This window comes from Morganella sp. B601 (assembly GCF_051172335.1).
Classification (GTDB): Bacteria; Pseudomonadota; Gammaproteobacteria; order Enterobacterales; family Enterobacteriaceae; genus Morganella; species Morganella morganii.
On sequence record NZ_JBPIZE010000002.1, the window covers coordinates 657,120 to 682,312 of the forward strand.

A 25,193-nucleotide genomic window follows, 5' to 3' on the forward strand; every position below is an offset into this window, starting at 1 on the left:
ATGAGTGTGCTGTTTCACAAAAAAATTCATTTCATCAGCAGGAAGCGCATAAACAGATAACACCCTGTTTTGTCATAATGAAATAAACTTGTATACTTGGAAAACCCTGAAACTGAGCCGAAATCATCAATGCCGCAAGATAATCATGTCGCACTTGTGTGCGCACTTAGTAAATGGATAGAAAACCACACAGGTCGTGTTATCCACCTCGAAGAACTGGCTGCCTATTCCGGGTACTCGCTCTGGCATATGCAGAAGATCTTCAAAGAAGTTACCGGGATTTCGCTCGGCAAATACATCCGTCAGCGCCGTCTGGCCGGTGCGGTTAACGCCCTGCGCCGGAGTGAACAGACTATCTTTGATATCGCCCTTGATTTCGGTTTCGGGTCGCAATCTCATTTCACCTATATGTTCCGCAAAGAATATAACATCACCCCTTACGACTACCGCCAGAACCCGGATATCACTCTGGATATCAAAGAGCCGTGGCATTTCAGTCATGACTGTAACTAAGGCAACTTAAACAATTAATAACAAAACTATATTTAGTCATATGATTTTAACTATCTTATTCAGCATTCAGATTGGCAGGACAAATCCCTGCCGCAGTACAACATACGGTGTATCCGGCTGTTTTTGATGAATAACGGCAATCTTATCGCGCAACGGGCGGTTTTATTGACATCCCCCCGAAATGGCGGCATAACATTTTAACTGTCTGTTATTTTGTTGCCGCTGTTTTCAGGAGCCTGCATGTCCGTAAAACTTATCGCCATTGACCTCGATGGCACCCTGCTTAACTCTCACCATCAGATTACCCCCGCTGTCAGTGCTGCTGTCACCCGCGCAAAAGAGAAAGGTCTGCATGTTATCCTGACGTCCGGCCGCCCGTTTAACGGCATTCTGTCCTACCTCCGTGAACTGGGGCTGGATAAAGAGAATCATTACTGCATCAGTAACAACGGTGCGGTGATCCATGATGCCGAAACCGGCGAGCCGGTGATTGAAACGCTGATGGATTTTGAGGATTACCGCTATTTTGAGGCGCTGGCCCGGGATATTAACGTGCATTTTCATGTACTGAGCAACGGCGAAATGTTCACCACAAACCGTGATATCAGCCACTACACCCTGATGGATGCTTACCTGACACAAACACAGCTGCACTATCGTCCGCTGGCAGAAATGGACAGCGAAATGCAGTTCAGCAAATTTATGATGATTGATAACCCGCTGCGCCTGAATGAAGCCGCCGGGTATATCCCGCAGGTCTCCTTTGACAGCTACAATATTCTGCGGACAGCGCCGCATTTTGTGGAGATCTCTGCCAAAAACGCCACGAAGGGACAGGCTGTTGCACTAATCACCGAAAAACTGGGGCTGACACCGGATAAAGTCATGTGTATCGGCGATCAGAACAATGATATTTCCATGCTGGAGTACGCCGGGGTGGGTGTCGCAATGGGCAATGCCGCCGACCATATTAAGCAAAAATCCGGATATGTGACAACCTCAAATGATGAGGATGGTGTGGCAGCAGCCATAGAAAAGTTTGTGTGACCGGGATTATATTTTTTCAAATTCCCCTGATTAGTGAATTTGTTCCGTTTACTCTTCTGAGTCTTTTAATCAACCTGTATTTTGTTACTATTTTAACGGTTTCATTTAAAAAATAACTAAATCACAGTATTTAATTTTAACATGTACAGGTTGTTTTATGTTTTCAACAAAAGACATGCTCGTTCTCGGGATGATGGTTTTTGCGCTTTTCCTGGGTGCGGGCAACATAATTTTTCCGCCGATGGCGGGTTATCACTCGGGAACTGACTGGTTCAGTGCCTCTCTCGGATTTATCGTCACCGGCGTCGTTCTGCCATTTCTCACCCTGATTACTGTTGCGGTCAAAGGCCGTGGTGAGCGGCTTTCTGTCGATCTGCCGCGCTGGGTTTCTGTGACATTCTGGGTGGCGCTCTATCTGATCCTCGGCTCAACATTCGCCATGCCGCGTGTCACCAACACCGCGTATGAACTGGGTTTTCTGCCGCTCGGTTTCGTTGAGAAAAGCACCGCCAGCCATCTGATTTTTGCCTTTGTATTTAACTTCGTTTCTATGTTTTTTATGCTTAAACAGGGAACGATGATCAGTGCCATCGGTAAGTTTATGACCCCGGCCCTGCTGTTCCTGCTGGTTGCCGTGGGGATCGCCGTGGTGCGCACCCCGCTCTCCCCGATTAATGAACCGATCAATCAGTATGTGGATTTTGCGTTCTTCTCCGGTATTGTCGATGGTTATCAGACCATGGATGTGCTGTCCGCAATGGCATTCGGCGGTATTGTTGCCCGTGCGCTGGCCTCTCGCGGGATCACCTCACCGCAGGACGTGGTGATTATCACTATCAAAGCCGGGCTGATTGCAGTCGGCCTGCTGGCTGCACTCTACATCTGTCTGTTCTACCTGGGTGCGACCAGTGATGCTGTTTCACAGACAGCCACCAACGGCGGACAGATTTTCTCCCGCTATGTCGATGCCCTTTACGGCGCGCCCGGTACCTGGCTGATGTGCAGTATCGTACTGCTCGCCAGTATGACCACCTTTGTCGGCGTGACCAGTGCCTGTGCGGATTTCTTCGCGACATTCAACCCGCGCCTGGATTACCGTTTCTGGGTGGTGGTATCCACACTGCTGACCACCATTGTCTCCACCTTCGGCCTTGATACGCTGCTGCGCGTCACCATTCCGGTGCTGCTGCTGATCTACCCGACCACTGTTGCACTGGTGTTCCTGCAGTTTGCCCGCCGTAAAATGCGTAACCCGCGCTTTACCTACGGCTTTACTGTCGCGGTGCTGGTGGTGATGAGTGCGTTCGACACCCTGAATAACATCGGTCTGCTCAATGAAAATGCGCTGGCAGTGTTACACCGGATGCCGCTTTTTAAGGAAGGGATCGGCTGGTTACTGCCGGGCGTGATTGCCTTTATCATCTCGTTTGTTGCCGGCAACATGAGACCGGCAAAACCGCAGCCGGATGCGGCCGCGTAAACACAAAAGCCCGGTTATTTAACCGGGCTTTTTTATTCCTGCCGCTGATACTTGTCAGTTATATTTCTTCAGCAATGCTTTCACCAGTGCCAGGGTTTCCGCATCCGCTTCCCCGTTCACCTTGTGAGAGCGGAAATGCATCTGGAACGCTTTAATCACATTGCGGGTTTTTCCGTCCGCCTTACCGGTCAGCGGGATCTCATAACCGTATTTTTTCAGTGCCTGCTGTAATTCACCGACACTGATTTTATCCGACGGATGCCGGTTGCCGAGAAAACGTTTTACATCGGGAGCATCCGGCCAGGCACCGACCCCGCGTTTTGCCAGATATTCCCACGGGAACATCGGGCCCGGATCCAGTTTGCGCTGCGGCGCGATATCACTGTGCCCCACCACATTCTGCGGGGCAATGTTATGCCGCGCTATCACATCCTGTGCCAGTTTTACAATCAGGTCTATCTGTGCAGTCTGATACGGCACCCAGCGCTGCCCGACAGACATTTTCACTGTGCCGGGATTGACAATTTCCACGCCGATCGAGCTTTTATTCAGGCTGCTTTCCCCGCGCCAGTGACTTTTCCCCGCATGCCAGGCTTCATTGCCCTCCGGCACCAGTTGCAATACCACCGGTTTACCGTCACGCACCGCAGGGATTGTCGGCACCAGATACTGAACACTCACTCCACCGGCAGTCAGCACACGCAGCGATGCCTCATCATTCAGTGCGGTATAATGGAAAACCAGATAATTATTCGGTTTGGATAGCCACGGCTCTTTGATACTTCGCTGATCAACAATATACTCACCGCGATCAATATACCGGCTCTGATTACTGCATCCTGTCAGTACCAGCGCACACACCAGACACACACTACGCCACATCTTTCTTTGTCCTGTACAATGTTATCCGGCACGATGCCGGTACAGCCCCTTTCCCGGGAAATATCACGACCGCATTATTCACAACGGACATAATATCATGGCCGTGTATTATGACGACTTCACTGCGGCAGTGCTATGCTCTGAAAGCGAATCATCATGATGTTTTTCAGATTTTTATTCACACGGAGAATAAAATGGATATTTACACCTACCCGAAGTCGCGCTCCATCCGTGCCACCTGGATGGCAGAAGAGCTGGGTCTTGATTATCAGTGTCACTTTACCGATGTGATGTCCGCTGAAAAGCAGGTCCCCGGAAAAAACCAGAAAGTCCCGGCACTGTCTGATAACGGGCTGGTTATTTTTGAATCCTCCGCTATCTGCATTTATCTGGCACAAACTTACGGCAATGGCCGCTTTTACCCGCAGGATCCGAAAAAACAGGCCATCGTAAATCAGTGGCTTGCCTATATTATTTCGGAGCTGGAAGGTCCGCTCTGGATCATACTGAGACACGCCGTGGTTCTGCCGGAAGCTATGCGGCAGCCGGGGGCAATTGAACCGGCAAAAGCGGATTTTCTGCGGGCAATTAAGGTGATTGAGCAGGAGATCAGCGGAAAAACATGGCTGTGCAATGATGATTTTTCTGTGGCAGATATCTTCTTATTTCATATCTCACGCTGGGCAATGATGCTGGGCTTTATATTGTCAGAGGATTTGGTGCATTACACCGGCGAGCTGGAAAAGCGCCCGGCATTGCAGCGCGCCCGTCAGCGGGAGCAACAGGCGGCTGAAAACGCACGATAAAAAATACCCGCCGCAGCGGGTATTCAATAAGTCAGTTATGACTGAGTGAGTTTTTCTGTTCTGTCATACTGTTCTGACGCTGCTTTCAGCCCGGCAAGATCTGCCGAACAAATCAGCGGTTTCAGGGCATCAAACTTCGCCTGCGGCCAGTCATAAAGAGACAGCGCCAGCAATTCGCGGATGGTACTTTCATCAAACCGGCTGCGGATAAAGGCAGCCGGATTACCGCCAACGATAGCATAGGGTGGTACATCGCGGACAACCACACTGTTCGCAGCAATCACTGCGCCCTCCCCGATAGTCACACCCGGCATAATCATGGCCCGCATGCCTATCCAGGCACCATCACCAATCCTGGTATCCCCTTTACCGATATAAGCCTCATCAATCATATCCGGAAACGGATAGAGGCTGAACCAGTCATGGCGGTGTGTATGATTGCCGCCCATCAGGATCACAGCTTCTGCCCCGATACAGACATAATCCCCGATATACAGCTCATCTACTTTCCAGCTGAGCTGCCAGTCGCGGCTGATTTCATCGCCCTGTAAATAGCGGACAACAGAAGCTTCAAAGCCATTATCCCAGCAATCGCTGTAATAACTGTGCGTACCTTTGATATGAATATTCGGGTTTGTAACGGTTTCATGTAGCCGTTCGCAAACGGACCAATGCTTTTGTTTCATGGTAAATCTCATTATTTAATGGATAGTTACCACAGAACGCTATTCTGTGGTGATGTACTCGCGTTCAAAGCACATCACGCCGGGTTATCCTCGCCCGTTTCAGCCGGGGATTGTCCATTATTCTCTCCCATACAGAAAAACACCCGCAAACGCGGGTGTTATCATCAGTTAACCTTTTGTTCGACCAGCGGTTCCGGTACTTCTTCCCAGATGCCGTCTTCGACCTGTTTACGGATTTCAGGATAAAGGTTGATATCAAACTGCGGTAATTTCCCCGTTTTGCGCTGTTGGTTATAATCTTTCGCCAGCTTAAATGCAACGCCGGATAACAACAGAATAGCAATCAGGTTAGTCACCGCCATCAGCCCCATCGAGAAATCAGCCATTTTCCAGACCAGCGGCATTTCTGACAGCGCCCCGAACATCACCATTCCCAGCGCCGCCAGACGCAGCACAAACAGCCCTTTGGTGTGTTTATGCTCGAGAAACACCATATTGCTCTCCGCATAAGCGTAATTAGCAATAATGGAAGTAAAGGCGAAGAAGAAGATAGCCACGGCCACAAAGGTGGATCCCCAACTGCCGACAACCGAGCTCAGCGCCAGCTGTGTGATCTCAATGCCATTGATATCGCCCGGCGGATTATCCAGCACCCCGGAGGAGAGAATAATCATCGCGGTGGCACTGCAGATAACCAGTGTGTCCATAAAGACCCCCAGCATCTGCACATACCCCTGGGAAACCGGATGCGGCGGGAACGGTGCAGCAGAAGCCGCAGCATTCGGTGCGGAGCCCATACCGGCCTCATTCGAGAACAGACCGCGCTGCACGCCGTTAATCATGGCCTGCGCCACGCCGTAACCGACAGCACCGGAAACGGCTTCCTGTAAACCAAAGGCACTTTTGATAATCAGCATAAAGACATCCGGCAGACGCTCGGCGTAATGCCCCATCACCCAGAAAGCGAGGATAAGATACGCAACCGCCATCACCGGCACCACCAGCTCCGCCACACGGGCAATCGAGCGCAGACCGCCGAAAATAATCACGCCGCAGATAACCACCAGCAGGGCACCGACATAACCGGCATCCGCACCAAAGGCCATTTTGGACGCCTGGGCAATCGAGTTAGCCTGAACCGCGTTAAAGACCAGCCCGAACGCGATGATCAGGAAGACAGAGAACAACACGCCCATCCAGCGGGCTTTCAGTCCGCGTTCCATATAATATGCCGGTCCGCCGCGATAATTTCCCTGGTCGTCCCGTGTTTTATAAAGCTGTGCGAGTGTGCTTTCGATAAAGGATGTTGCCATCCCGATCAGGGCGACCACCCACATCCAGAAGATAGCACCGGGGCCACCTGCAGTCAGGGCGATAGCCACCCCGGTCAGGTTTCCGGTACCGACCCGCGCGGCCAGGCTTGTACAGAGCGCCTGGAACGGCGAGATGCCGGATTTATCCGATTTCTTACTGTGCTTTAGCACGCTGAACATGTGTCCGAAGTGACGGAATTGGATAAATCCGGTACGAAATGTGAAGTACAGTCCGATACCCAGTAATAAATAGATGAGCAGGTGGTTCCAGAGCAGTCCGTTTAATGTATTAATTATATCGGTCAAAGTTATACCTCTTATATTGCTGTGCTGATTTGCGGCGAATAAGCCCCTTAACGAATGACAGGTAGTATCCGTGTTGTCATATCTGACAGTGATTGTTTAAAAAAAAGACACCTCTTATTAAGAATCAGCCCGACTTTACCATAAGAAATATTTCCCTGTATATTTTTTTATTTCTTTTTTTTGTTCTATTTATCAGCGTTACTTTTTCGCATTAATACAGCGTTTAATCCGAACTATTAACTCAATGAACGCCATCCTGAAAACACTAACATGCCTTTATTTTCATGATGTTATGATTATTTATCTTCTCTGGACTTATTCATTTACTGATACTTTCAATTTACCACCCTATTCTATTTTAATGTCTGATATTAAAACACATGATTAAATCATGGTTAAAATAGCCCATCAATTATTCGTTATTTTTAAAGAATGACATAGTTTAAAGTATTCGTTCAATAAAACAGAATTGATAATAATGAAATTTAAAAATAAAATTAATCAGTAAAATAAAATCTCCGGTTATTCCGGAATGATATAGCTGTTTTTCATTACCGCAAATCTGCCGCAGCACCGGGGATACCCGTCAGCCTGCCGATCACTGCTTACCTCAGGCGGGCTCTGATTCCGGGCCAAACTATGCTCTGCGACACACTCCTGTGAAAAAAAGCTTTCACCGCAGACCTGTTTCCGCTAACATAGCGCTATATAATCTGTTATATACCGGATTGTATACATTGCTCTTAATATATTTTTGCCGGTCAGCTGACCGGCAATTTTTTTGTCTGCGATATCTGATTACGACGACTGAAAATGTGATCCAGCCCGGCATTCAGCATAAAGACAGGAATAACCGTGTAGTAATTTTGTCATTAATCATTATTATCAAAACAGATAATCGTGCATTTCTTCGTTATTTTTCTTTATTTTTGCTCCCTTACGGGAGCATTTTCTTATCAGCCGGGCTGTAAAACACCGCTGCCGGCACGGAAAATCATAAAAATTCCGGTGCCGGCAGCAGATCCGCCATGATTTATCACGCGGGGTGAGGTACACTACCCTCATCAGTTTAACTAATGTAACCGTTATGTCCTCTGCACAGATTTTACTGACTATCTACGCAACAGGTGGTCTTCTTTCATTCATTCTGACTTTTTTCCTGACAAAAGATCCGAACCCGTTTTTCCGCCTGCTCAGTTGCCTGCTGATAGCCCTCACCTGGCCTATGTCATTACCGGTGGTTATTTTATTCTCACTGTTCTGACAGGTTTTAAACCCACAGTATTCCCGCAGTCACCACCAGACAAAAAAGCACCAGCCGCCCCCATGTCAGAGAACTGCCATGCTGCTGCCGTAATGCATTTATTTCAGGTGCCAGTGCGTAGCCGCGCTGACAAATACGGCGACGGATATGGCGGGTAAGGAAAAGACGGAATAACAAAAGAGAACCGCAACCACAAAAAGAGAGGGATTATGCGGCTGAGTTCTCCTTTATTCAGAATTATGGCTGATAACAATCAGTCCAGTGCATTGATCGCTTTCTCATAGATGACATTCATAAAGTCATCATTCTGCTGTTCCCAATATATTTCCGGCATCACCTGAATGGCTTCTTTAGTAACCGGCTCGCCACTTTTGCATAAAAGGACAGCGGCTCTGCCGATTGCCTGGCAAATTTCGCCATAAATATATGCGTCGCTAACTCGTTCTGAAATCATATCTGTGCCTATTTATTTTAATATAACTACTGCCTTTCCGTCTTTACTTAAGACATCAGGGCATTGCTGTTGACTGACACCCCGGTAAGAATTATCTAAAAATTCCCTGTGATTTATTACCGTCACATTACATTTAATGTTCAAAGAAAAACATATTATTCCGGAGAATATTTTTTTGAAAACAGCGAAAAGTGAATGGTATCAAATAGTTATGCTACCTTTGTGTTATCATTGCTACGAATTGTTACTTTTCGGTTGTTTATTGGTTAATACCATGTCATGCGATATGTGCTTTTTCGCTATTAAAATACATAAATTTATAAATTTTTTACCCGCATAAATAACGTCCTTTTTCCCCGGTAAATAAAATATATTAAATCACTTCGCCATACTCATTTATGGATTATTATAATCATATAAAATCTCAATACTCCATCAACGGGCAGTGATTCACATTATTCCTTTACTGTTTGTGTGGGAACAAAGGTATTTACACAATATACGTATATAAGTATTAACCGATGTATACCTCTCGTTTAATACGTAGTTATGATACTTTAGTTAATCATTCTTTTATTAATAACAGTAATAAATCAGCTGAGCCATACTGTTATTTTTATTTCCTTATTTAAATAAGATAATAAAATATTTCATCGTAATTACGCCTAATCATAATTTGAATACACTTATTACCGGTCAAAAAAACAGGTTATTCTGAACAGCAGGTAAACACACCCGAGCCGCCATATTTTTAAACAAATCTGTCGTAAACAAGACATCTTGTTTTACAATATATTAATATTTAACATTTACCCTGCAAAAATCAGTTTTTTATAGTTGTATTTCTGTACATTTCCCCTTATCATCCGCGCCTTTGAATAGTGTGTCTCTCCTTTATTTATCTGATTGAGGTTCTATGAGCTCTGACCGTATTGCGAATCCAGGCCCGCTGGGCTTACTGGGATTTGGTATGACGACTATCCTGCTGAATGTCCACAACGCCGGATTCTTCCCGATGGCTTCTGTTATTCTGAGCATGGGGATTTTCTACGGTGGTATTGCGCAGGTCATCGCGGGTATTTTTGAATTTAAGAAAGGAAATACGTTCGGTGCGACTGCCTTTACGTCGTATGGCTTTTTCTGGATAAGTCTGGTCGGCATACTACTGATGCCGTCAATGGGATTCGGTGAAGCAACCAGTCATGAATTCCTGGCTGTCTATCTGGCACTGTGGGGTATTTTCTCGTTCTTTATGTTTATTGCCACACTGAAAGCAAACCTGACCCTGCGCGCGGTTTTCTTTTTACTGGTGATTTTATTTGCCCTGCTCGTTATCGGTAATGCTACCGGTAATGCCGCATTACTGAAATTTGCCGGTTATGAAGGTATTTTATGTGGTGCGACTGCATTTTATCTGGCAATGGCTGAAGTTCTGAATGAACAGTATGGCCGGACAATTTTACCAATCGGTGAACGTCACGCCTGATGACACGATTTCTGTATAAAAAAACCCGTTCACTGAACGGGTTTTTTTTGTCTGCAAAACGGGGATCAGAAACTCAGACCTGCGCCCAGATAAGCGCCATCCGCAATACGGTTTTCATGACCGCTGTTGGATTCAACTTCAATCTTACGGTAACCGGCTTTTACATTCAGCGGGGCAAATACTGTCCAGTTTGCACCGACATCCGCTTCTTTATAAGAGTCGTTACCGGAAGTCAGGCCTGACGGCGCACCGTAAAACTCACCGTAAACACGTACTGACGGCAGAATGCTCCATGCCACACCGACACCCGGTGCCACGGCCATGCCTTTCTTACCCACTTCAGGATCGATGTAAACCGCTTTACCGCCGACACTCGCGGAAACCGGGCCCAGCGGGAAAGCAAATTTGGCACGCGCGCCGCCTAACTGCCCCTGGTGATCACTGCGCGCCCAGTTACCGTCAAATGACAGACCGGAGTACGGGTCACCTAAGCCCACATTGATATCAGTAAATTTCTTACCGGCTTCAACATCCATAGAGATTGCGTTTGCAGCACCTGCCGCAAGCATTAGTGTTGCAGCCACAGCTGCTTTATATTTTTTCATTTTTGCCACCACATAAATTCAGACAGGGTTTCGGGCATTTTCCCCGAAACTGTCACCGTTTGAAAGTTAATATTCTGATTTTTATGTAAAGTTATCTATATTCGCCATCAATAGGTCACACCAATCCATCAAATCGACACATTCTTTTTATGACAGTGCTATATTTTATACCAGGTTATAAATACAGATAAAAACAACAATGCTCAGTGCAATTTATGACTTACCTTGCTGATTTTGCACATCGCGCCAATTTCTGCAATCAGTGTCTTTTTTCCTTTACCGACTGGAGATATGTGATGAAAAAGAAAGGATTAACAACGGCTGCGGGCGCCCCCGTCGTTGATAACAACAATGTCATGACTGCCGGAAAACGCGGCCCGATGCTGTTACAGGATGTGTGGTTTCTGGAAAAACTGGCGCATTTTGACCGCGAAGTGATCCCTGAGCGCCGCATGCACGCCAAAGGATCCGGTGCGTTCGGTACATTTACCGTCACCCATGATATTACCCGTTTTACCCGCGCAAAAATTTTCTCTCAGGTCGGTAAAAAAACCGATATGTTTGCCCGCTTCTCCACCGTGGCCGGTGAGCGCGGCGCGGCAGATGCAGAGCGCGACATCCGCGGCTTTGCCCTGAAATTTTATACCGAAGAAGGTAACTGGGACATGGTCGGTAACAACACCCCGGTGTTCTACCTTCGTGACCCGCTGAAATTCCCGGATCTGAACCACGTGGTAAAACGTGACCCGCGCACCAACCTGCGCAATATGGCTTATAAGTGGGACTTTTTCTCTCATCTGCCTGAATCCCTCCACCAGCTGACCATCGATGTCAGTGACCGTGGTCTGCCGCAGAGCTACCGCCATATGCACGGCTTCGGCAGTCATACTTACAGCTTTATCAACGGTAATAACGAACGGTTCTGGGTGAAATTCCATTTCCGCTGCCAGCAGGGTATTGCCAACCTGATGGATGATGAAGCAGAACAGTTAATCGGGAAAGATCGTGAAAGTTCACAGCGTGATCTGTTCAATGCGATTGAAAAAGGCGATTATCCGCGCTGGAACCTGCAAATTCAGGTAATGCCGGAAACCGATGCGGCAAAAGTACCGTATAACCCGTTTGACCTGACCAAAGTATGGCCGCATGCGGATTATCCGCTGATGGATGTTGGTTATTTCGAGCTGAACCGTAACCCTGAAAACTATTTCTCCGATGTGGAACAGGCGGCATTCAGCCCGGCCAACGTGGTTCCCGGCATTGGTTTCTCACCGGATAAAATGTTGCAGGGCCGTCTGTTCTCCTACGGCGATGCTCACCGCTACCGTTTAGGGGTCAATCACCATCAGATCCCGGTCAATAAACCGCGCTGCCCGTTCCACAACTATCACCGTGACGGTGCAATGCGTATCGACGGTAACAGTGGTAATGCGGAAACGTATGAGCCGAACAGTGCCGGTCTCTTTCAGGAACAACCTGATTTCAGCGAGCCGCCGCTGTCTGTGGACGGTGCCGCCGACCACTGGAACCACCGCGAAGATACCGATTACTTCAGCCAGCCGCGTGCGCTGTATGAATTACTCAGCGACGCCGAGCATCAGCGGATGTTTGCCCGTATCGCCGGTGAACTGGTACAGGCAGCCGAAGAAACACAAGCCCGCCAGATAGCGCTGTTTAAACAGGTGCATCCGGAGTACGGTGCCGGTGTGGAAGCCGCGATCGCGAAACTGAAAAAATAATCGTGTGATAACATGACAAAACCGCTGCGTTCACTGACCGCAGCGGTTTTTTTATATGAACTCAGTTGGTATGAAAACGATCCTGCGCCATCTGAATCAGCGGTGCGCGGGTGCGTTTGATGCCGCTGCCCGCATCTGCTTCCGGTAATGCATAGCAGGCCGCCGGGCGCATAAATGCAGGCAGTTCCGCCAGGCACCAGTCACTGAAATGCTGCCGCTGCTCGTCTGTCCAGTCATCATAATCACGGATCAGATACACCGGCACGGCACCAAACTCCTCACTGCTGACCGGTACCACCAGACACTCCGTGATCAGCGGATAGTGCATAAGCTGCTTTTCTGTCACTTCCGGCTGCACATTCTCACCACCGCAGCAGAAAAGATTATCCAGCCGTCCGTCGATCACCAGCTCACCGTCCTGCATATGGCCTTTGTCGCGGGTCGGATACCAGCCGTCATGAGAAGGCAGTGTATGCAGTGCACCATTCAGCCAGACACCGGCAGCAAAACTGTCACCTTTAACCAGGATTTGCTGTTGTTCATCCAGGCGGATATCTTTGCCGTGCAGCGGATGTCCGACACCCGGTTTGCCGTCCGCCCGTTTGGCACAGACAGTTGAGGCAAATTCAGTCATACCGTAGCCGCACCAGCAGCGGATCCCGCGGGCTTCCGCCGCTTCCGTCAGCGCAACAGGGATAGCCGCACCACCGAGCAGAACATCCCGCAGCGGCGGCAGCGTGTCCGGTGACTGCAGCAGACGCCAGAGCTGTGTCGGCACCAGCGAAGCATGAGTACATCCGCGCAGCGATTCCGCCAGCGTTTCCCCTTCCGCCCTGAGAACCATTTCCCCGCCCTGCAGCAGCCAGCGCCAGAGAATCCCCTGGCCGGAAACATGACACAGCGGCAGCGATAACAGCCAGCTGTCACCCGCCTGATAGTTAAGCAGTGAAACCACACCCTGTGCCGCAGCCAGATGCGCGACCGGACGGTGGGCAATGGCTTTCGGTAACCCGGTGGACCCGGAGGTCAGGATCAGTGTTGCCAGCCGTTTCGGATGCGGGATCACGTCCGGCGGTGCTGTGCCGGTCACGGACGGATCCAGTGTTTTCAGCGGCAGCGCGATTGTACCGTCGCTGCGGTCACACACATAATCCGCATCGAGAGACGCGACCAGTTCTGTCTGTAACCCGCGCGGCAGTGCGGGATTGAGTGTCAGAATCACTGCCCCGCAGCGCAGCAGCGCCAGAAAATCGATCACCAGCTCTGTGCTGTTTTTGCCGCGCAGCACCACGCAGTTACTTTCCCGCAATCCCTGCAGATAAAACCCGGCGGCGCGGGCATCCGCGAGGGCCGCCAGTTCTGTCCATGTCAGCGATGAGTCCGCACAGCGCAGCGCGGTTTTGTCCGGTGTCTGCTGAGCATGCGCAACCCACGGCCATTGTGCTGCCGTCATTACCATTGTCCTGTCTGAGTTAATTGATCTGCGGTTATCAGTGTCAGTGTGCTGCCCGGCCACGGGCGCACCAGCTGTGACTGCATCAGGGAGAGCGTATCCAGCCCCGGCAGGGTATCCGGCGTCAGCCATCCGGCAAGACGGGCCAGTTGTGTCAGGCCGAAACTGCTCTCCACCGAGGAACTGAGCACCGCCTGCAACCCTTCGCGGTGCGCCGCTGTGATCAGTTCACGGCAGCGGGCGATACTGCCCGTCAGCGTGGGTTTGATCACAATCGCTGCCACGCCGGGCTGTGCTTTTACCGTAAATCCCGGTTCACGGACAGATTCATCCCAGGCGATAGCAATACCGGTATCCTGCGCATAACACAGGGATTCTTCCGGCGTTCTGCACGGCTCTTCGAGAAAATCAATCCGGGCGCGGTGTTCCGGTGCCACATATTTCGCGAAACCGTCCGCTTTGGTACGGGTCCAGCTGCGGTTGGCATCCAGGCGCAGACGCAGATCCGGCACTGCCTCCAGCAGCAGATTGACCACCATACCGTCACGGACCGCCTCATGCAGCCCGACTTTCACTTTGGCGATTTTCTCACCTTCCATGGCATCGAGCGCAAGGATCAGGTCATCCGGGTCACCGGTACAGAGCGGCGCTTTGCGGGTACTGAGGATCTGCGGCAGCGTATCATCCAGCTCGGCGAGTGCACAGCTCAGCCCGAATGCGACTGACGGCAGCGGACTTTCCGCCGGAAAGCTGCCCTGACACCAGGCTGTGATCCACGCTTCCGCCGCCTGTTGTGCTTCGGTGAGGGTTTCACGGCTGAATTCCGGCAGCGGGGAGATTTCCCCCCACCCTTCGCGGCCATCCTCCCGCAGACAGACCAGCAGGCCGTCGCGGGTTTTCAGGCGCTGATTACGCAGAATAACGCCTGCCTCCATCGGCAGGCTGAAACTGTATAATGTGGCGTGGCGCATTACGGGTTACGTTTGAATTTAGAGAAATCCGGTGAGCGTTTTTCGTTGAATGCGTTACGCCCTTCCTGACCTTCTTCGGTCATGTAGAACAGCATGGTGGCATTACCCGCCAGCTCCTGCAGACCGGACTGGCCGTCACAATCCGCATTGAGTGCCGCTTTCAGGCAGCGCAGCGCCATCGGGCTGTTTTCCAGCATCTCACGGCACCAGCGCACGGTTTCTTTTTCCAGATCCGCGTAAGGCACCACGGTGTTGACCAGTCCCATATCCAGCGCTTCCTGTGCATTGTACTGACGGCACAGGAACCAGATTTCACGGGCTTTCTTCTGGCCGACAATCCGCGCCATATAAGAAGCGCCCCAGCCGCCGTCAAATGAACCGACTTTCGGCCCGGTCTGACCGAATACCGCATTATCCGCCGCAATGGTCAGGTCGCAAATCATGTGCAGCACATGGCCGCCGCCGATAGCATACCCCGCCACCATCGCCACCACCGGCTTCGGACAGGTACGGATATCACGCTGTAAATCCAGCACATTCAGATGATGAGTGCCGCTGTCGTCACGGTAACCGCCGTAATCACCGCGGATTTTCTGGTCACCGCCCGCACAGAAGGCTTTTTCGCCCTGTCCGGTAAAAATAATGGTGCCGATGCCGTCATCATAACGGGCATTCGCCAGCGCACTGATCATCTCTTTCACTGTTAACGGACGGAACGCGTTGCGCACCTGCGGACGGTTAATGGTGATTTTGGCGATACCGTCTTTTGATTTATGAAACAGAATATCCTGATAATCGCCGGTGCAGTCGACCCATTCAACCGGGGCAGAGAGCTTTTCTTCGCTCGGATACATCATAGCGGTGAGTTCCTTAAACAGAATGTGATGATAAAAATGTCCGGACTGCCTCCGCAAACGCGGCGGGATTTGCCTGATGGGTGTTATGCCCGGCATATTGGATAGTCCGTAACGGAAAATGGTGTGCCTCTGCAATGGCGCGGAATTTACTGTCCCGCTCACCGCAGAGATAGAGCAGCGGCAGATTCAGGGCATGCAGTTTCTCCGCCAGCTGCGGCTGATGCCCGAGGGAGGTGCCCGACAGCATATCCGCGATCGCAAAAGCATTATGATGCAGATGCTGTTCTACCCGCTGCTGCCGCTGAACCTCATTGAGATCAGCAAAAACGCCCTGACGATACCAGTCATACAGCACCGATGCCAGCGGACGTTCACGTAACTGTTGTGCCCAGCGGTTATCATGCAGCAGCCGGGCATTGCGCTCATCGAGTGTGGCAAGCCCGGGATTCCCGGCTTCAATAATCAGCCCGCGCAACCCAGCCCGGTCACCGTATGCGGCGTGATACATCGCCAGCCGCCCGCCGAGAGAGTAGCCAATCAGCCAGTAATCGTCTGCCTGATGTGCGGCCAGGGTATCAGCAATCAGTTGACTGACATGCGGAAAATTTTTTGCGCGGACGGATTGTGAGCCACCGTGACCCGGTAAATCAATCAGTAATGAAGGATAATGTCCGGCTTCTGCTGCTGCCGTCAGCCACTCTTCTTTATTTCCCCACAGACCGTGCAGCCAGACCAGCCACGGGCCGGGCCTGTCCGCATAACAGCGCTGTGCGGCCAGAACCGTCATTGTGCGGCCTCACGAACCAGCTGCTGAAGGTATTTTGCGCCCTCGTCGCCGTTTGTCACCACCTCAATTACGGTCGCGGAGTGCTGTGACCAGGCTTTGCTGACGGCGGCTTTCAGTGACGGCCAATCCTGCGGGGCACTGTAACTGAGGCCGAACATCTGCGCCGCACCGGCAAAACTGACCGACTGCGGCATGCAGTAAAAGCGCTGACGCTCCTGCTCCGGTGTCGGCAGCATGGAGAAAATTTGTCCGCCGTTATTGTTGACGATCAGCAGCACAAACGGCCCGGAGGTGTAACGCAGCAGCGCCAGGCTGTTAAGATCATACAGCGCGGAGATATCCCCGACGACAGCAAGTGCCGGTTTGGCACTGCCGCGCTGAACACCGGCCGCTGTGGAAATCAGGCCGTCGATACCGCTCGCGCCCCGGTTGCTGTATACCGGATAGCCGCACGGCAGCTGAGCAAACGCATCAATCAGCCGGACAATCAGACTGTTACCGGCAAATAAAATACCCTGCGGCGGCAGCAGTTCCGGCAGACGGCAGGCAATCTGCGCTTCGCCCCAGCCATCGCCCAGGGTTTCTGTAACATGCGTGTTCAGTGCCCGCGTCCATTCCGCCAGTTGCGGAGCCCACGGTGTGCGGGTTTGTGCCGGATGATCATCCAGCCATTCACTGACGCTGCATTCAAATTTACGGCCCCGGTGATTTGCCGGGTCCAGCCGTCCCGGGATGGTATCCACAATCCAGTATTCCGGCGGTGTGCAGGCGGCCTGCCACTGTAACAACCGTTTACCGGTCAGGCTTGAGCCGAACTGGATCACCACATCAGCCTGAGCCAGTACTTCGCGGTAACGCGGAGATGCCAGCCAGAGATCCGCATGCGGTAACAACTGACCGGTCTGGGAGAGCACGTCGCTTATCAGCGGCCAGCCGAGGCATTCCGCCCACTGGCGCAACTGTTTACCTTCGGCGGCCTGCATACGTCCGGCAATAATTACGCCTTTTTTCTGCCGCCAGAAGAACCAGTCATCCACGCTGATCACCGATGTGCAACGGGTCTGCTGCAACCAGGGTTTATCACTCTGCCACCAGTTGCCGAGTTGTGCCTGCCATTCTTTGCCGGTCTGTCCGTCATCATCATACAGCGGCTCAGCAAACGGGCAGTTAATATGCGCTGCGCCGTGCTGCAGGCGGTTCATGATGTCATCGAGGGAAGAGACCAGCCAGGACGCAGGGATATCAAAGACCGGACGCGGCAGCGCCAGTGCGGCAAACGGATGAGAAGAAAAAATACCGGGCTGGCGGATAGCCTGGTTTGCACCGCAGTCAATCAGTTCCGGCGGGCGGTCGGCGGTCAGAAAAACAAGGCGTTCGCCGGTCAGTCTGGCCTCAATCAGTGCCGGATAAAGATTTGCCACCGCCGTACCGGAGGTGACAATCACCGCCACCGGCAGCCGGGTGCTTTTCGCCAGCCCCAGCGCCAGATGCGCGAGCCCGCGCTCATCAAAATGGGTGTGACAGATAAATTTGTCATTGCCGGCGGCAGCCAGTGTCAGGGGTGTTGACCGGGATCCCGGGGCGATACAGATATGACGCAACCCGTGACGGCTCAGCGCCTCCAAAATCACTTCCGCCCAGCGGCGGTTCAATGCACTGTTTGACATAGCTCACCTTTCCTGACCTGTAGTTCTCCGTAGTCTACGGATTGACTCAGGAAATACCTTAATGTAGTTCAATAAACCGGTGGATTATTTCACGGTTTCTGCCCCGGCAAGCAGAAAATTGCACAATCAGTGAGCGTCGCTCTCCAGCAGTGTTCTCAGACCCGCTGCTTTATTTTCGATTTCACACCATTCTGCCTGCGGATCCGAACCGGCGACAATGCCAGCCCCGGCATACAAATCCACCCGGCTGCCGCTGATTTTCGCACAGCGCAGCGACACCGCAAATTCGCTGCGTGACGGACTGCAATAACCGCCGCTGCCCGCATACCAGTCACGGTCAAACGGTTCGTTATCACGCAAAAAGGCCAGCGCGGCACTGCGCGGCAGACCGGCAACGGCGGCCGTCGGCTGAAGACGCTGTAAACAATTACTGTCACGGGGGGCATATAATGTGGCAGAAATAACACGGTAAAGATGCTGCACTTTGCGCAGGCGGATCACCGCCGCCGCACTCACATCCAGCGCACTGACAGCTCCCTGCAGGCGCTGACAAATATCATCAACCACCACACTGTTTTCATGCACATTCTTTTTATCAGCCAGAAGCCATTGCGCCGCTTGTGCCGCGCGGTCATCTTCCGGATAGTTTGCCACTGTTCCCGCCAGCGCTTCGGTATACAACTGAGCCCCGGCTCTGAAATAGAGGCGTTCCGGCGGTGAAGCCACAAACGCAGTATTTGGTCCGGTGGCAAGCATATAGTGAAAACAGTGATGATTGCAGTCACAGCTGGCCTGCATAAAGGCCGCCGGGGAGACCGGTGCGGACAGTTCCAGTGCGGTTTTACGGGCCGTCACCACTTTTTCCATTTCGCCGCCGGTGATAGCCGTCACCGCATCCGTCACCAGTTGTGTCCAGCCTGCTTCATCCGGCTGATGCCGCGCACTGATAACCGTGCTGTTCAAGGCCGGAATTTCTGTCTGCCAGACCAGCGAACGCAGAAATTCTGTGGTCTCTTCCGCCGGGCGGCGGCTGTCAATATTGACCAGAAACTGTGTTTCACTGCCGGATATCCGCAGTTCGGTGCGGGGAACAAACAGATAACTGCCGCCGGTACCCTGTGCCGGAGACGGGGTATCAAACTGCCAGCTGTTCAGCCCCCAGATCCGGATTTGACTCTGTGCCGGTAAGGTATCCAGCAGCGCCTGAGCATCACTGATATGCGTGAAACGACACACTTCCCCGCACACTGCCGCTGTTTCTGTGCCGTCGCGGTGCTGCCAATAGAATTGCGGCCAGCAGGTCTGCGCATTCAGCCAGCCGGTCAGCGCTGACGGAGGGAATACCGCTGCCAGTGACGGCGGCAGAGTCACAGCGTACTGATAAATACCATCGGGTTTATTTTTGTTATGCGTTATTTCAGTACAGACCTGAGAAATAAAATCAGAAAAAAGAGTCACTGCTTGCTCCGGATATGCAAAATGCGCGGGTCACTGTGATTATACGGTGAGATAAAAATTATTAAAACCATCCTTCTTTTTTATCCTTGTCACTGCTGTGCATTTTAAGCAATTAATGCGGAAACCGATGCTGTTTCGGCCTCATTCACCACGGAGTTATGTATCTCATTACAGGGAGATATTTATGCACACACAAACCATGCCGGCTGACCGGCTTATTACAGCTGATGAAATAGGCCCGGCCACATTAAAGTTACTTCTTAATGAAGAGGAGGATACTTTCCGGGCTGCAGGTATATTCACACATAATGATCTGGTTCATATTAAACGCTACATTAATTACGGAATGACACTCCCGAGGGAAAAAGAAGACGTAATTGAGTTTATCGGATACCGCGATACTGAACTGCCCGGTTTTGAGCCTCATAATATACAGAGTTTATTCATTCATGTTCACCAGCACGCACTGAGCTGGGATCATGTTGAATCCATGACCAAACAACAGGCTATTGATCTTGAAATTGCCGGTTCCGCTATTACAGCAACCGGTAGCTATATTCTTGATGCCATCAATGAAATGCCGGTGATCCGCAGGGCTGAAATTTCATTACAGGATGCAACTGCAGATAAATTAAGAGATATTACTTACAGGAGGCAGGATAACATTATTTCAGGAGAACTGACAAAAATATTGTCAGCAATGAAAGACGATATTGCGGAGGAACGACGAAAAACGCAGAAGGTGAAAAATATCATTTCACGCTTCCGGCTGGAAATGATCGGCGGAGCCGATGAATCCGGTAATGAAATTCCGTCGCTGATTTATGACGTCAAACGTAAACAGAAAATATTATTAAAGAATCAGGACAGCGATGCCACCAATGATCTGCTGTCTGAAATACGGGTCAGAAATGAAGAGATTGAAATCCTGAAGCGGGAGTACAATCAGTTTGTGAAGCTTTCATTCTCCGGTCTGATCGGCGGTATCATCGGGCTGATTATCACAGGGGGTATTTTTGGTTACCGCGCCGAACAGGTACGCCGCCGTAAAAATAAATTACTGGAAGAAGTAGCAGAGCTCGAAGAACAGATTATTTCCCGGCAAGCTATACAACAGCTGATTATCAGACTGGATAAAGAACTGAGCACACTGGACGGTTATTTTACTGATGCCCATGTTGCCGTCGATCATCTCGATTTCATGTGGCAGGTCATGCTGACAGAAATTACTGAATCCCTGAATACCTTTATGCAGATAAATGATGCATACAGCCTCTTACAATTTTCTTTGCATCTGAAAAAAATCACACTCCCCTGGCAACGTGTTCGTGGCTATGCAAAAGAACTCGTCGCTGTTTTTGATACTGCTAATCTGGCAGCATAATGAAGGAGATTATTATGATATATTCTGACATCAGTCCTGAAAACATTACCCTGGCACATATTAAAGCTAAAATTAATGATATCAGTAAAAATATTGAAACATTGTCATTACCTACCGCTGAGCTGCATGCTCAGCTCCGTGATATTAAAAAATGGCAGACACGGATGCTGAATATTATTTCATCAGAATCCGCAACCATTTATTCTCAGCTGCACAATTTAGATCCGGATATTCTATTTAATTCCCTCTCTGCGGATAACGGAGCTAATTCTTTTTCACTGCCTCATGAAAAACAGATTTACGGGTTTTTGCTCAGTCAGATTAATACCATCTATCATTCCGTGAATACGATTAACACTCAGTTTAATACTGAATATGATGCTACCGCGCTCCCGTTACTGCAGGGCGGATTATTACATCAGCAGTCCTACCTGGACAAAACGATCACCCTGGCACTGCCGGATATTGAAAAATTCACCTGTGATAAATTATATTGGGAGGAAAAACTGGCTGTGATTATTCAGTCAGAAGAGATTATTCATCAGCGCGGATTTCAGTCAATCTTCGGTACAACCACACTGCCAACCGCTGAACAACTGAAGGATGTGGAGTTATCCTCTTCCGAACGATTTATTCTCAATGAACTCCAGCGTGTTATTTCCGCTGTAGTAAATACTCTGACAGAGGGGCTGAGCTATGCTCAGCTGGTCGATACCAGAACAACAGTCAGTCAACGGATCTATGACCTCAGTAAAATTATCCGTAATCTGAAAAAAGACCTGAAACACATGCAGGATCAGATGCAGGAAGTCAGTAATGCGCAGGTGTTACTGCCTGAGCTGCGGGAATTTAACAACCGGATCAGTACGGTATTATTGCACTGGCTGCAAAGTGTCAGTCAGTATGAGCCTTATTTAAGCCAGAATGTCCCTCTTCCCGGGCTCGATAGCCTTATTCTGGCGCACCGCCGCTATTTTTCGGTCTTTATCGGTATGGCATAAAAAAACCGGGCTGAATTCAGCCCGGTTTTTCTCAGTACAAATATCAGTAACTCAGAACTGCAAATCCGGTCAGTGTGATAAACGGCTGCGGCCAGATACCAAGCACGACCACGATAATCGCGGAGAGCAGAACCACAATACCGCCTGCACTCATCGCCCAGTTGGACGGTGCCATACGGGCCGGTGATTCCGAACCGCGGATATAGAGGCTGATCATCATACGCAGGTAGTAATACAGACCGATTGCACTGCCCAGGACCACAGCGGCTGTCAGCCACCACAGTTCCGCATTCACGGCGGTCGCCACCACGAAGAACTTACCGATAAAGCCGAACGTCATCGGGATACCCGCCAGGGACAGCATCATCACGGTCATGACCGCAGCCAGAACCGGCTTACGCCAGAACAGGCCGCGATAGGCATGCAGGGAATCCGCATCCGGCCCGGTGTACGGACTGGACATCAGACTGACCACACCGAACGCACCGAGGCTGGCAAACAGATAACCGGCCAGATAGATACCGGCCGTTTCTTCCGCCAGTTTCGGGTCATTCACCGCGATAAAGGCCACCAGCAGATAGCCGAGGTGTGCGATCGAAGAGTAACCCAGCATACGCTTGATGCTGTTCTGGGTGATCGCCATCAGGTTACCGAACAGGATTGAGGCAATCGCAATCACCGTCAGAACGATCTGCAATGTCCCGGAATCCGCCATCGGCGCGAGTACCAGCAGGCGCAGCACCGCAGCGAAAATCCCGATCTTGCTGGCGGTTGCCAGAAAGGTGGAGACCGGTGCCGGAGCACCCTGATACACATCCGGTGTCCATAACTGGAACGGGAACAGTGACAGTTTAAAGCCGATACCGACAATCATCATCCCCAGTCCGGTCAGGACCAGCGGCTGGTGAATCTGACTGTCCGCCAGGCTGCGGCCTAAGCCCTGAAAAGATAAGTCACCGGATTCCGCGTACAGCAGCGCCATCCCGAACAGCAGGAACGACGAGGCCGCCGCTGACATCAGCATATATTTGATGGACGCTTCCAGAGAACGCTTCTGACGGAAGGCATAGCCGATCAGCCCGAACAGCGGCAGCGTCAGCAGTTCAATCCCGATAAAGAAAGATGCCAGGTGATCCGCACCCGACAGCAGGATGCCGCCGAGTGTGGCAATCAGTACCAGCAGATAGAACTCTTCTTTGTTATCCGGATAGGTCTCCAGCCACGAATACGCAAAGGTCGTGGTGGCCAGTGACGAAATCAGGATAAGCCCGGTGTAAAACATGCTGTAGCCGTCGACGTGCACCAGCGGTGTCACATCCATCGCCGGCTGCTGTCCGACAAAGTACAGAGACAGCAGCGCGAGGTTCAGACCAATGACGGTCAGTGTGGCATTAATAAAGTGATCGCGTCGCCACGCAATGGACAGCATCACAACCACCACTGTCAACCCGATAATCAGCAGTGGTGAGAGTGCGATCAGTTGTTGAGGAGTTATTGTCATGGCGCGTTACAACCCTGTATTTGAAATTGAAGCAGTGTACCACTGCTGAATGTTTGCCATCGCCGCAGACGAGGTATCCAGCACCGGCTGCGGGTAAACACCCAGAATCACCAGTAAGACCACCAGCAGCATCACGATGGAAAATTCACGCAGATTCATGCCCGCGATTGGCTCTTCAGACTTCGGTGCACCGTAATACGCCTGCTGCATCATCCACAGCGCGTAAACAGAGGCAAACACCAGACCCGCCGAGGAAATCACGGTGATCAGGGTGTAGCTGCCGAAGCTGCCGAACAGGATCATGAATTCACCGACGAAGTTACCGGTGCCCGGCATCCCGAGCGTTGCCACCGCAAAGAACAGTGACAGTGCAGGCAGGAACTTAATCCGCTTCCACAGACCGCCCATCTGACGCATATCACGGGTGCCGAGGCGCTCATATAACTGACCGCACAGAATAAACAGACCCGCCGCCGACAGACCGTGTGCAATCATCTGCACCACCGCCCCCTGATACGCCAGCATACTCGCCGAGTAAATCGCAATCAGCACAAAGCCCATATGTGACACGCTGGTGTAGGCGATCAGACGCTTGATATCCGTCTGTTTGAACGCCATCCACGCGCCATAGAAGATACCTACGACACCCAGCCACATCGCAATTGGTGTGAAGTCCGCAGAAGCTTCCGGGAACAGCGGCAGACTGAAACGCAGCAGACCATAAGCTGCGGTTTTCAGCAGGATCCCCGCCAGGTCGACAGAACCGGCTGTCGGCGCCTGACTGTGTGCATCCGGCAGCCAGCCGTGCAGCGGAACTACCGGCATCTTGACCGCAAATGCGATAAAGAAGCCCAGCATCAGCATATACTGCACACCGTAACTCATCGGCGTGTTCAGCAGATCTTCATACGCGAAGCTCCACTGGCCGGTGGCGTTATGATGAACAATCGCCAGTGCCATAATGGCAATCAGCATCACCAGACCGCTCGCCTGGGTATAGATGAAGAACTTGGTCGCTGCCCCGATACGGGTTTTGCCGTCGGAACCGCTGTGTCCCCACAGTGCGATCAGGAAGTACATCGGCACCAGCATCATTTCCCAGAAGAAGAAGAACAGGAAAAGATCCATTGCCAGGAACACGCCCATCACACCGCCGAGGATCCACAGCAGGTTCAGATGGAAGAAGCCCTGATACGGCTGGTTTTCCCCCCAGGAACAGAGGATAGCCAGCAGGCCAAGCAGCGCGGTCAGCACCACCATCAGCAGCGACAGACCATCCAGAGCCAGATGAATATTGATACCGAAACGCGGGATCCACTCCAGGAAATACTGCTCCTGCCAGTCCGGAACACCTTTCGGGTTAACTAAGCTGTAGTTCCCCTGCATCCACAGATACAGAGAAAGAAATAACGTGATCCCCATCGCCAGCAGCGCGATCCAGCGCGGCAGCTTTGTGCCGAAGCGCTCAGCCTGCCAGCACAGCAGGCCGCCGATGAAGGGAAGTAAAATCAGCCAGGGTAATAGCATGGCGCA

The 25,193-nt window shown here is 51.1% G+C and carries 23 protein-coding genes; 9 read left to right on the top strand and 14 right to left on the bottom strand.

Annotated elements, in window-relative coordinates; translation table 11 throughout:
• Window positions 1–129 precede the first annotated feature (129 nt).
• The 3 genes from ACSBQN_RS07825 to brnQ all read left to right on the top strand — a co-directional run bounded on the left by ACSBQN_RS07825 (window position 130) and on the right by brnQ (window position 3,040).
• Window positions 130–513 (top strand): helix-turn-helix domain-containing protein, encoded by a 384-nt coding sequence (locus tag ACSBQN_RS07825; RefSeq protein ID WP_024473327.1) that lies wholly within the window; start codon window positions 130–132, stop codon window positions 511–513.
• Between the two features lie 240 nt (window positions 514–753).
• A complete protein-coding gene (gene yidA, locus ACSBQN_RS07830; protein WP_434991642.1) occupies window positions 754–1,560 on the top strand; it encodes a sugar-phosphatase in 807 nt (268 codons plus the stop codon).
• Between the two features lie 157 nt (window positions 1,561–1,717).
• A complete protein-coding gene (gene brnQ, locus ACSBQN_RS07835) occupies window positions 1,718–3,040 on the top strand; it encodes a branched-chain amino acid transport system II carrier protein (RefSeq protein WP_214167435.1) in 1,323 nt (440 codons plus the stop codon).
• 54 nt (window positions 3,041–3,094) lie between these two features.
• Here brnQ and ACSBQN_RS07840 read toward each other — a convergent pair whose 3' ends face one another.
• The gene (locus ACSBQN_RS07840; RefSeq protein ID WP_036405837.1) at window positions 3,095–3,922 is read right to left on the bottom strand and encodes an N-acetylmuramoyl-L-alanine amidase; all 828 of its coding nucleotides are present in this window, start codon (window positions 3,920–3,922) and stop codon (window positions 3,095–3,097) included.
• A gap of 194 nt (window positions 3,923–4,116) precedes the next feature.
• Between ACSBQN_RS07840 and ACSBQN_RS07845 the strand changes: the two genes are divergently transcribed.
• Complete coding sequence (locus ACSBQN_RS07845) at window positions 4,117–4,728, top strand: glutathione S-transferase family protein (RefSeq protein ID WP_036406505.1); 612 nt, start codon at window positions 4,117–4,119, stop codon at window positions 4,726–4,728.
• Window positions 4,729–4,763: 35 nt separating this feature from the next.
• Here the strand turns inward: ACSBQN_RS07845 and ACSBQN_RS07850 are convergent, their stop codons facing one another.
• Together ACSBQN_RS07850 and ACSBQN_RS07855 are read right to left on the bottom strand one after the other, a co-directional pair.
• Complete coding sequence (locus tag ACSBQN_RS07850; RefSeq protein ID WP_214167436.1) at window positions 4,764–5,414, bottom strand: CatB-related O-acetyltransferase; 651 nt, start codon at window positions 5,412–5,414, stop codon at window positions 4,764–4,766.
• Window positions 5,415–5,578: 164 nt separating this feature from the next.
• Window positions 5,579–7,033 (bottom strand): alanine/glycine:cation symporter family protein, encoded by a 1,455-nt coding sequence (locus ACSBQN_RS07855; RefSeq protein ID WP_004235201.1) that lies wholly within the window; start codon window positions 7,031–7,033, stop codon window positions 5,579–5,581.
• A gap of 1,087 nt (window positions 7,034–8,120) precedes the next feature.
• Here ACSBQN_RS07855 and ACSBQN_RS07860 point away from each other — a divergent pair.
• Window positions 8,121–8,297, top strand: coding sequence for a GhoT/OrtT family toxin (locus ACSBQN_RS07860; RefSeq protein ID WP_004235197.1), 177 nt, complete (start codon window positions 8,121–8,123; stop codon window positions 8,295–8,297).
• Window positions 8,298–8,303: 6 nt separating this feature from the next.
• Here the strand turns inward: ACSBQN_RS07860 and ACSBQN_RS07865 are convergent, their stop codons facing one another.
• Complete coding sequence (locus ACSBQN_RS07865) at window positions 8,304–8,474, bottom strand: hypothetical protein (RefSeq protein ID WP_158001753.1); 171 nt, start codon at window positions 8,472–8,474, stop codon at window positions 8,304–8,306.
• 76 nt (window positions 8,475–8,550) lie between these two features.
• Window positions 8,551–8,751, bottom strand: a complete 201-nt coding sequence (locus tag ACSBQN_RS07870) for a hypothetical protein (protein ID WP_024473333.1) — start codon at window positions 8,749–8,751, stop codon at window positions 8,551–8,553.
• Window positions 8,752–9,667: 916 nt separating this feature from the next.
• Between ACSBQN_RS07870 and satP the strand changes: the two genes are divergently transcribed.
• Complete coding sequence (gene satP / locus ACSBQN_RS07875; protein ID WP_004235192.1) at window positions 9,668–10,237, top strand: acetate uptake transporter; 570 nt, start codon at window positions 9,668–9,670, stop codon at window positions 10,235–10,237.
• 65 nt (window positions 10,238–10,302) lie between these two features.
• Here the strand turns inward: satP and ACSBQN_RS07880 are convergent, their stop codons facing one another.
• The gene (locus ACSBQN_RS07880; RefSeq protein ID WP_004235190.1) at window positions 10,303–10,842 is read right to left on the bottom strand and encodes a YfaZ family outer membrane protein; all 540 of its coding nucleotides are present in this window, start codon (window positions 10,840–10,842) and stop codon (window positions 10,303–10,305) included.
• Between the two features lie 296 nt (window positions 10,843–11,138).
• On the opposite strand from ACSBQN_RS07880, the gene ACSBQN_RS07885 reads away from it, so the two are divergent.
• Complete coding sequence (locus ACSBQN_RS07885) at window positions 11,139–12,581, top strand: catalase (protein ID WP_036405845.1); 1,443 nt, start codon at window positions 11,139–11,141, stop codon at window positions 12,579–12,581.
• A gap of 61 nt (window positions 12,582–12,642) precedes the next feature.
• Here ACSBQN_RS07885 and menE read toward each other — a convergent pair whose 3' ends face one another.
• The 6 genes from menE to ACSBQN_RS07915 all read right to left on the bottom strand — a co-directional run bounded on the left by menE (window position 12,643) and on the right by ACSBQN_RS07915 (window position 19,774).
• Entirely contained in the window at window positions 12,643–14,034 is a 1,392-nt protein-coding gene (menE, locus tag ACSBQN_RS07890; RefSeq protein ID WP_201893238.1) for an o-succinylbenzoate--CoA ligase, read from the bottom strand.
• The gene (gene menC, locus ACSBQN_RS07895) at window positions 14,034–15,005 is read right to left on the bottom strand and encodes an o-succinylbenzoate synthase (RefSeq protein ID WP_354633257.1); all 972 of its coding nucleotides are present in this window, start codon (window positions 15,003–15,005) and stop codon (window positions 14,034–14,036) included. Before menC ends, menE begins: the two co-directional genes overlap by 1 nt.
• Complete coding sequence (gene menB, locus ACSBQN_RS07900) at window positions 15,005–15,862, bottom strand: 1,4-dihydroxy-2-naphthoyl-CoA synthase (protein WP_004235182.1); 858 nt, start codon at window positions 15,860–15,862, stop codon at window positions 15,005–15,007. Before menB ends, menC begins: the two co-directional genes overlap by 1 nt.
• Before the next feature lie 13 nt (window positions 15,863–15,875).
• On the bottom strand, window positions 15,876–16,649 hold the full coding sequence (gene menH, locus ACSBQN_RS07905) for a 2-succinyl-6-hydroxy-2,4-cyclohexadiene-1-carboxylate synthase (RefSeq protein ID WP_024473337.1): 774 nt from the start codon (window positions 16,647–16,649) through the stop codon (window positions 15,876–15,878).
• On the bottom strand, window positions 16,646–18,316 hold the full coding sequence (menD, locus tag ACSBQN_RS07910) for a 2-succinyl-5-enolpyruvyl-6-hydroxy-3-cyclohexene-1-carboxylic-acid synthase (RefSeq protein ID WP_434991643.1): 1,671 nt from the start codon (window positions 18,314–18,316) through the stop codon (window positions 16,646–16,648). The genes menH and menD overlap by 4 nt, the downstream gene beginning before the upstream one ends.
• 126 nt (window positions 18,317–18,442) lie before the next feature.
• Complete coding sequence (locus tag ACSBQN_RS07915; RefSeq protein ID WP_036405850.1) at window positions 18,443–19,774, bottom strand: isochorismate synthase; 1,332 nt, start codon at window positions 19,772–19,774, stop codon at window positions 18,443–18,445.
• A 184-nt stretch (window positions 19,775–19,958) separates the two neighbouring features.
• Between ACSBQN_RS07915 and ACSBQN_RS07920 the strand changes: the two genes are divergently transcribed.
• Complete coding sequence (locus ACSBQN_RS07920; protein ID WP_036405853.1) at window positions 19,959–21,158, top strand: alpha-xenorhabdolysin family binary toxin subunit A; 1,200 nt, start codon at window positions 19,959–19,961, stop codon at window positions 21,156–21,158.
• A gap of 14 nt (window positions 21,159–21,172) precedes the next feature.
• Window positions 21,173–22,159 (top strand): alpha-xenorhabdolysin family binary toxin subunit B, encoded by a 987-nt coding sequence (locus tag ACSBQN_RS07925; RefSeq protein WP_036405857.1) that lies wholly within the window; start codon window positions 21,173–21,175, stop codon window positions 22,157–22,159.
• Between the two features lie 43 nt (window positions 22,160–22,202).
• On the opposite strand, the gene nuoN is transcribed toward ACSBQN_RS07925, so the two are convergent.
• Window positions 22,203–23,660 carry an NADH-quinone oxidoreductase subunit NuoN gene (nuoN, locus tag ACSBQN_RS07930; RefSeq protein ID WP_024473342.1) on the bottom strand — a complete coding sequence of 486 codons (1,458 nt, stop codon included), beginning with the start codon at window positions 23,658–23,660 and terminating at the stop codon, window positions 22,203–22,205.
• Window positions 23,661–23,666: 6 nt separating this feature from the next.
• Window positions 23,667–25,187, bottom strand: coding sequence for an NADH-quinone oxidoreductase subunit M (gene nuoM / locus ACSBQN_RS07935; protein ID WP_024473343.1), 1,521 nt, complete (start codon window positions 25,185–25,187; stop codon window positions 23,667–23,669).
• Between the last annotated feature and the right edge of the window lie 6 nt (window positions 25,188–25,193).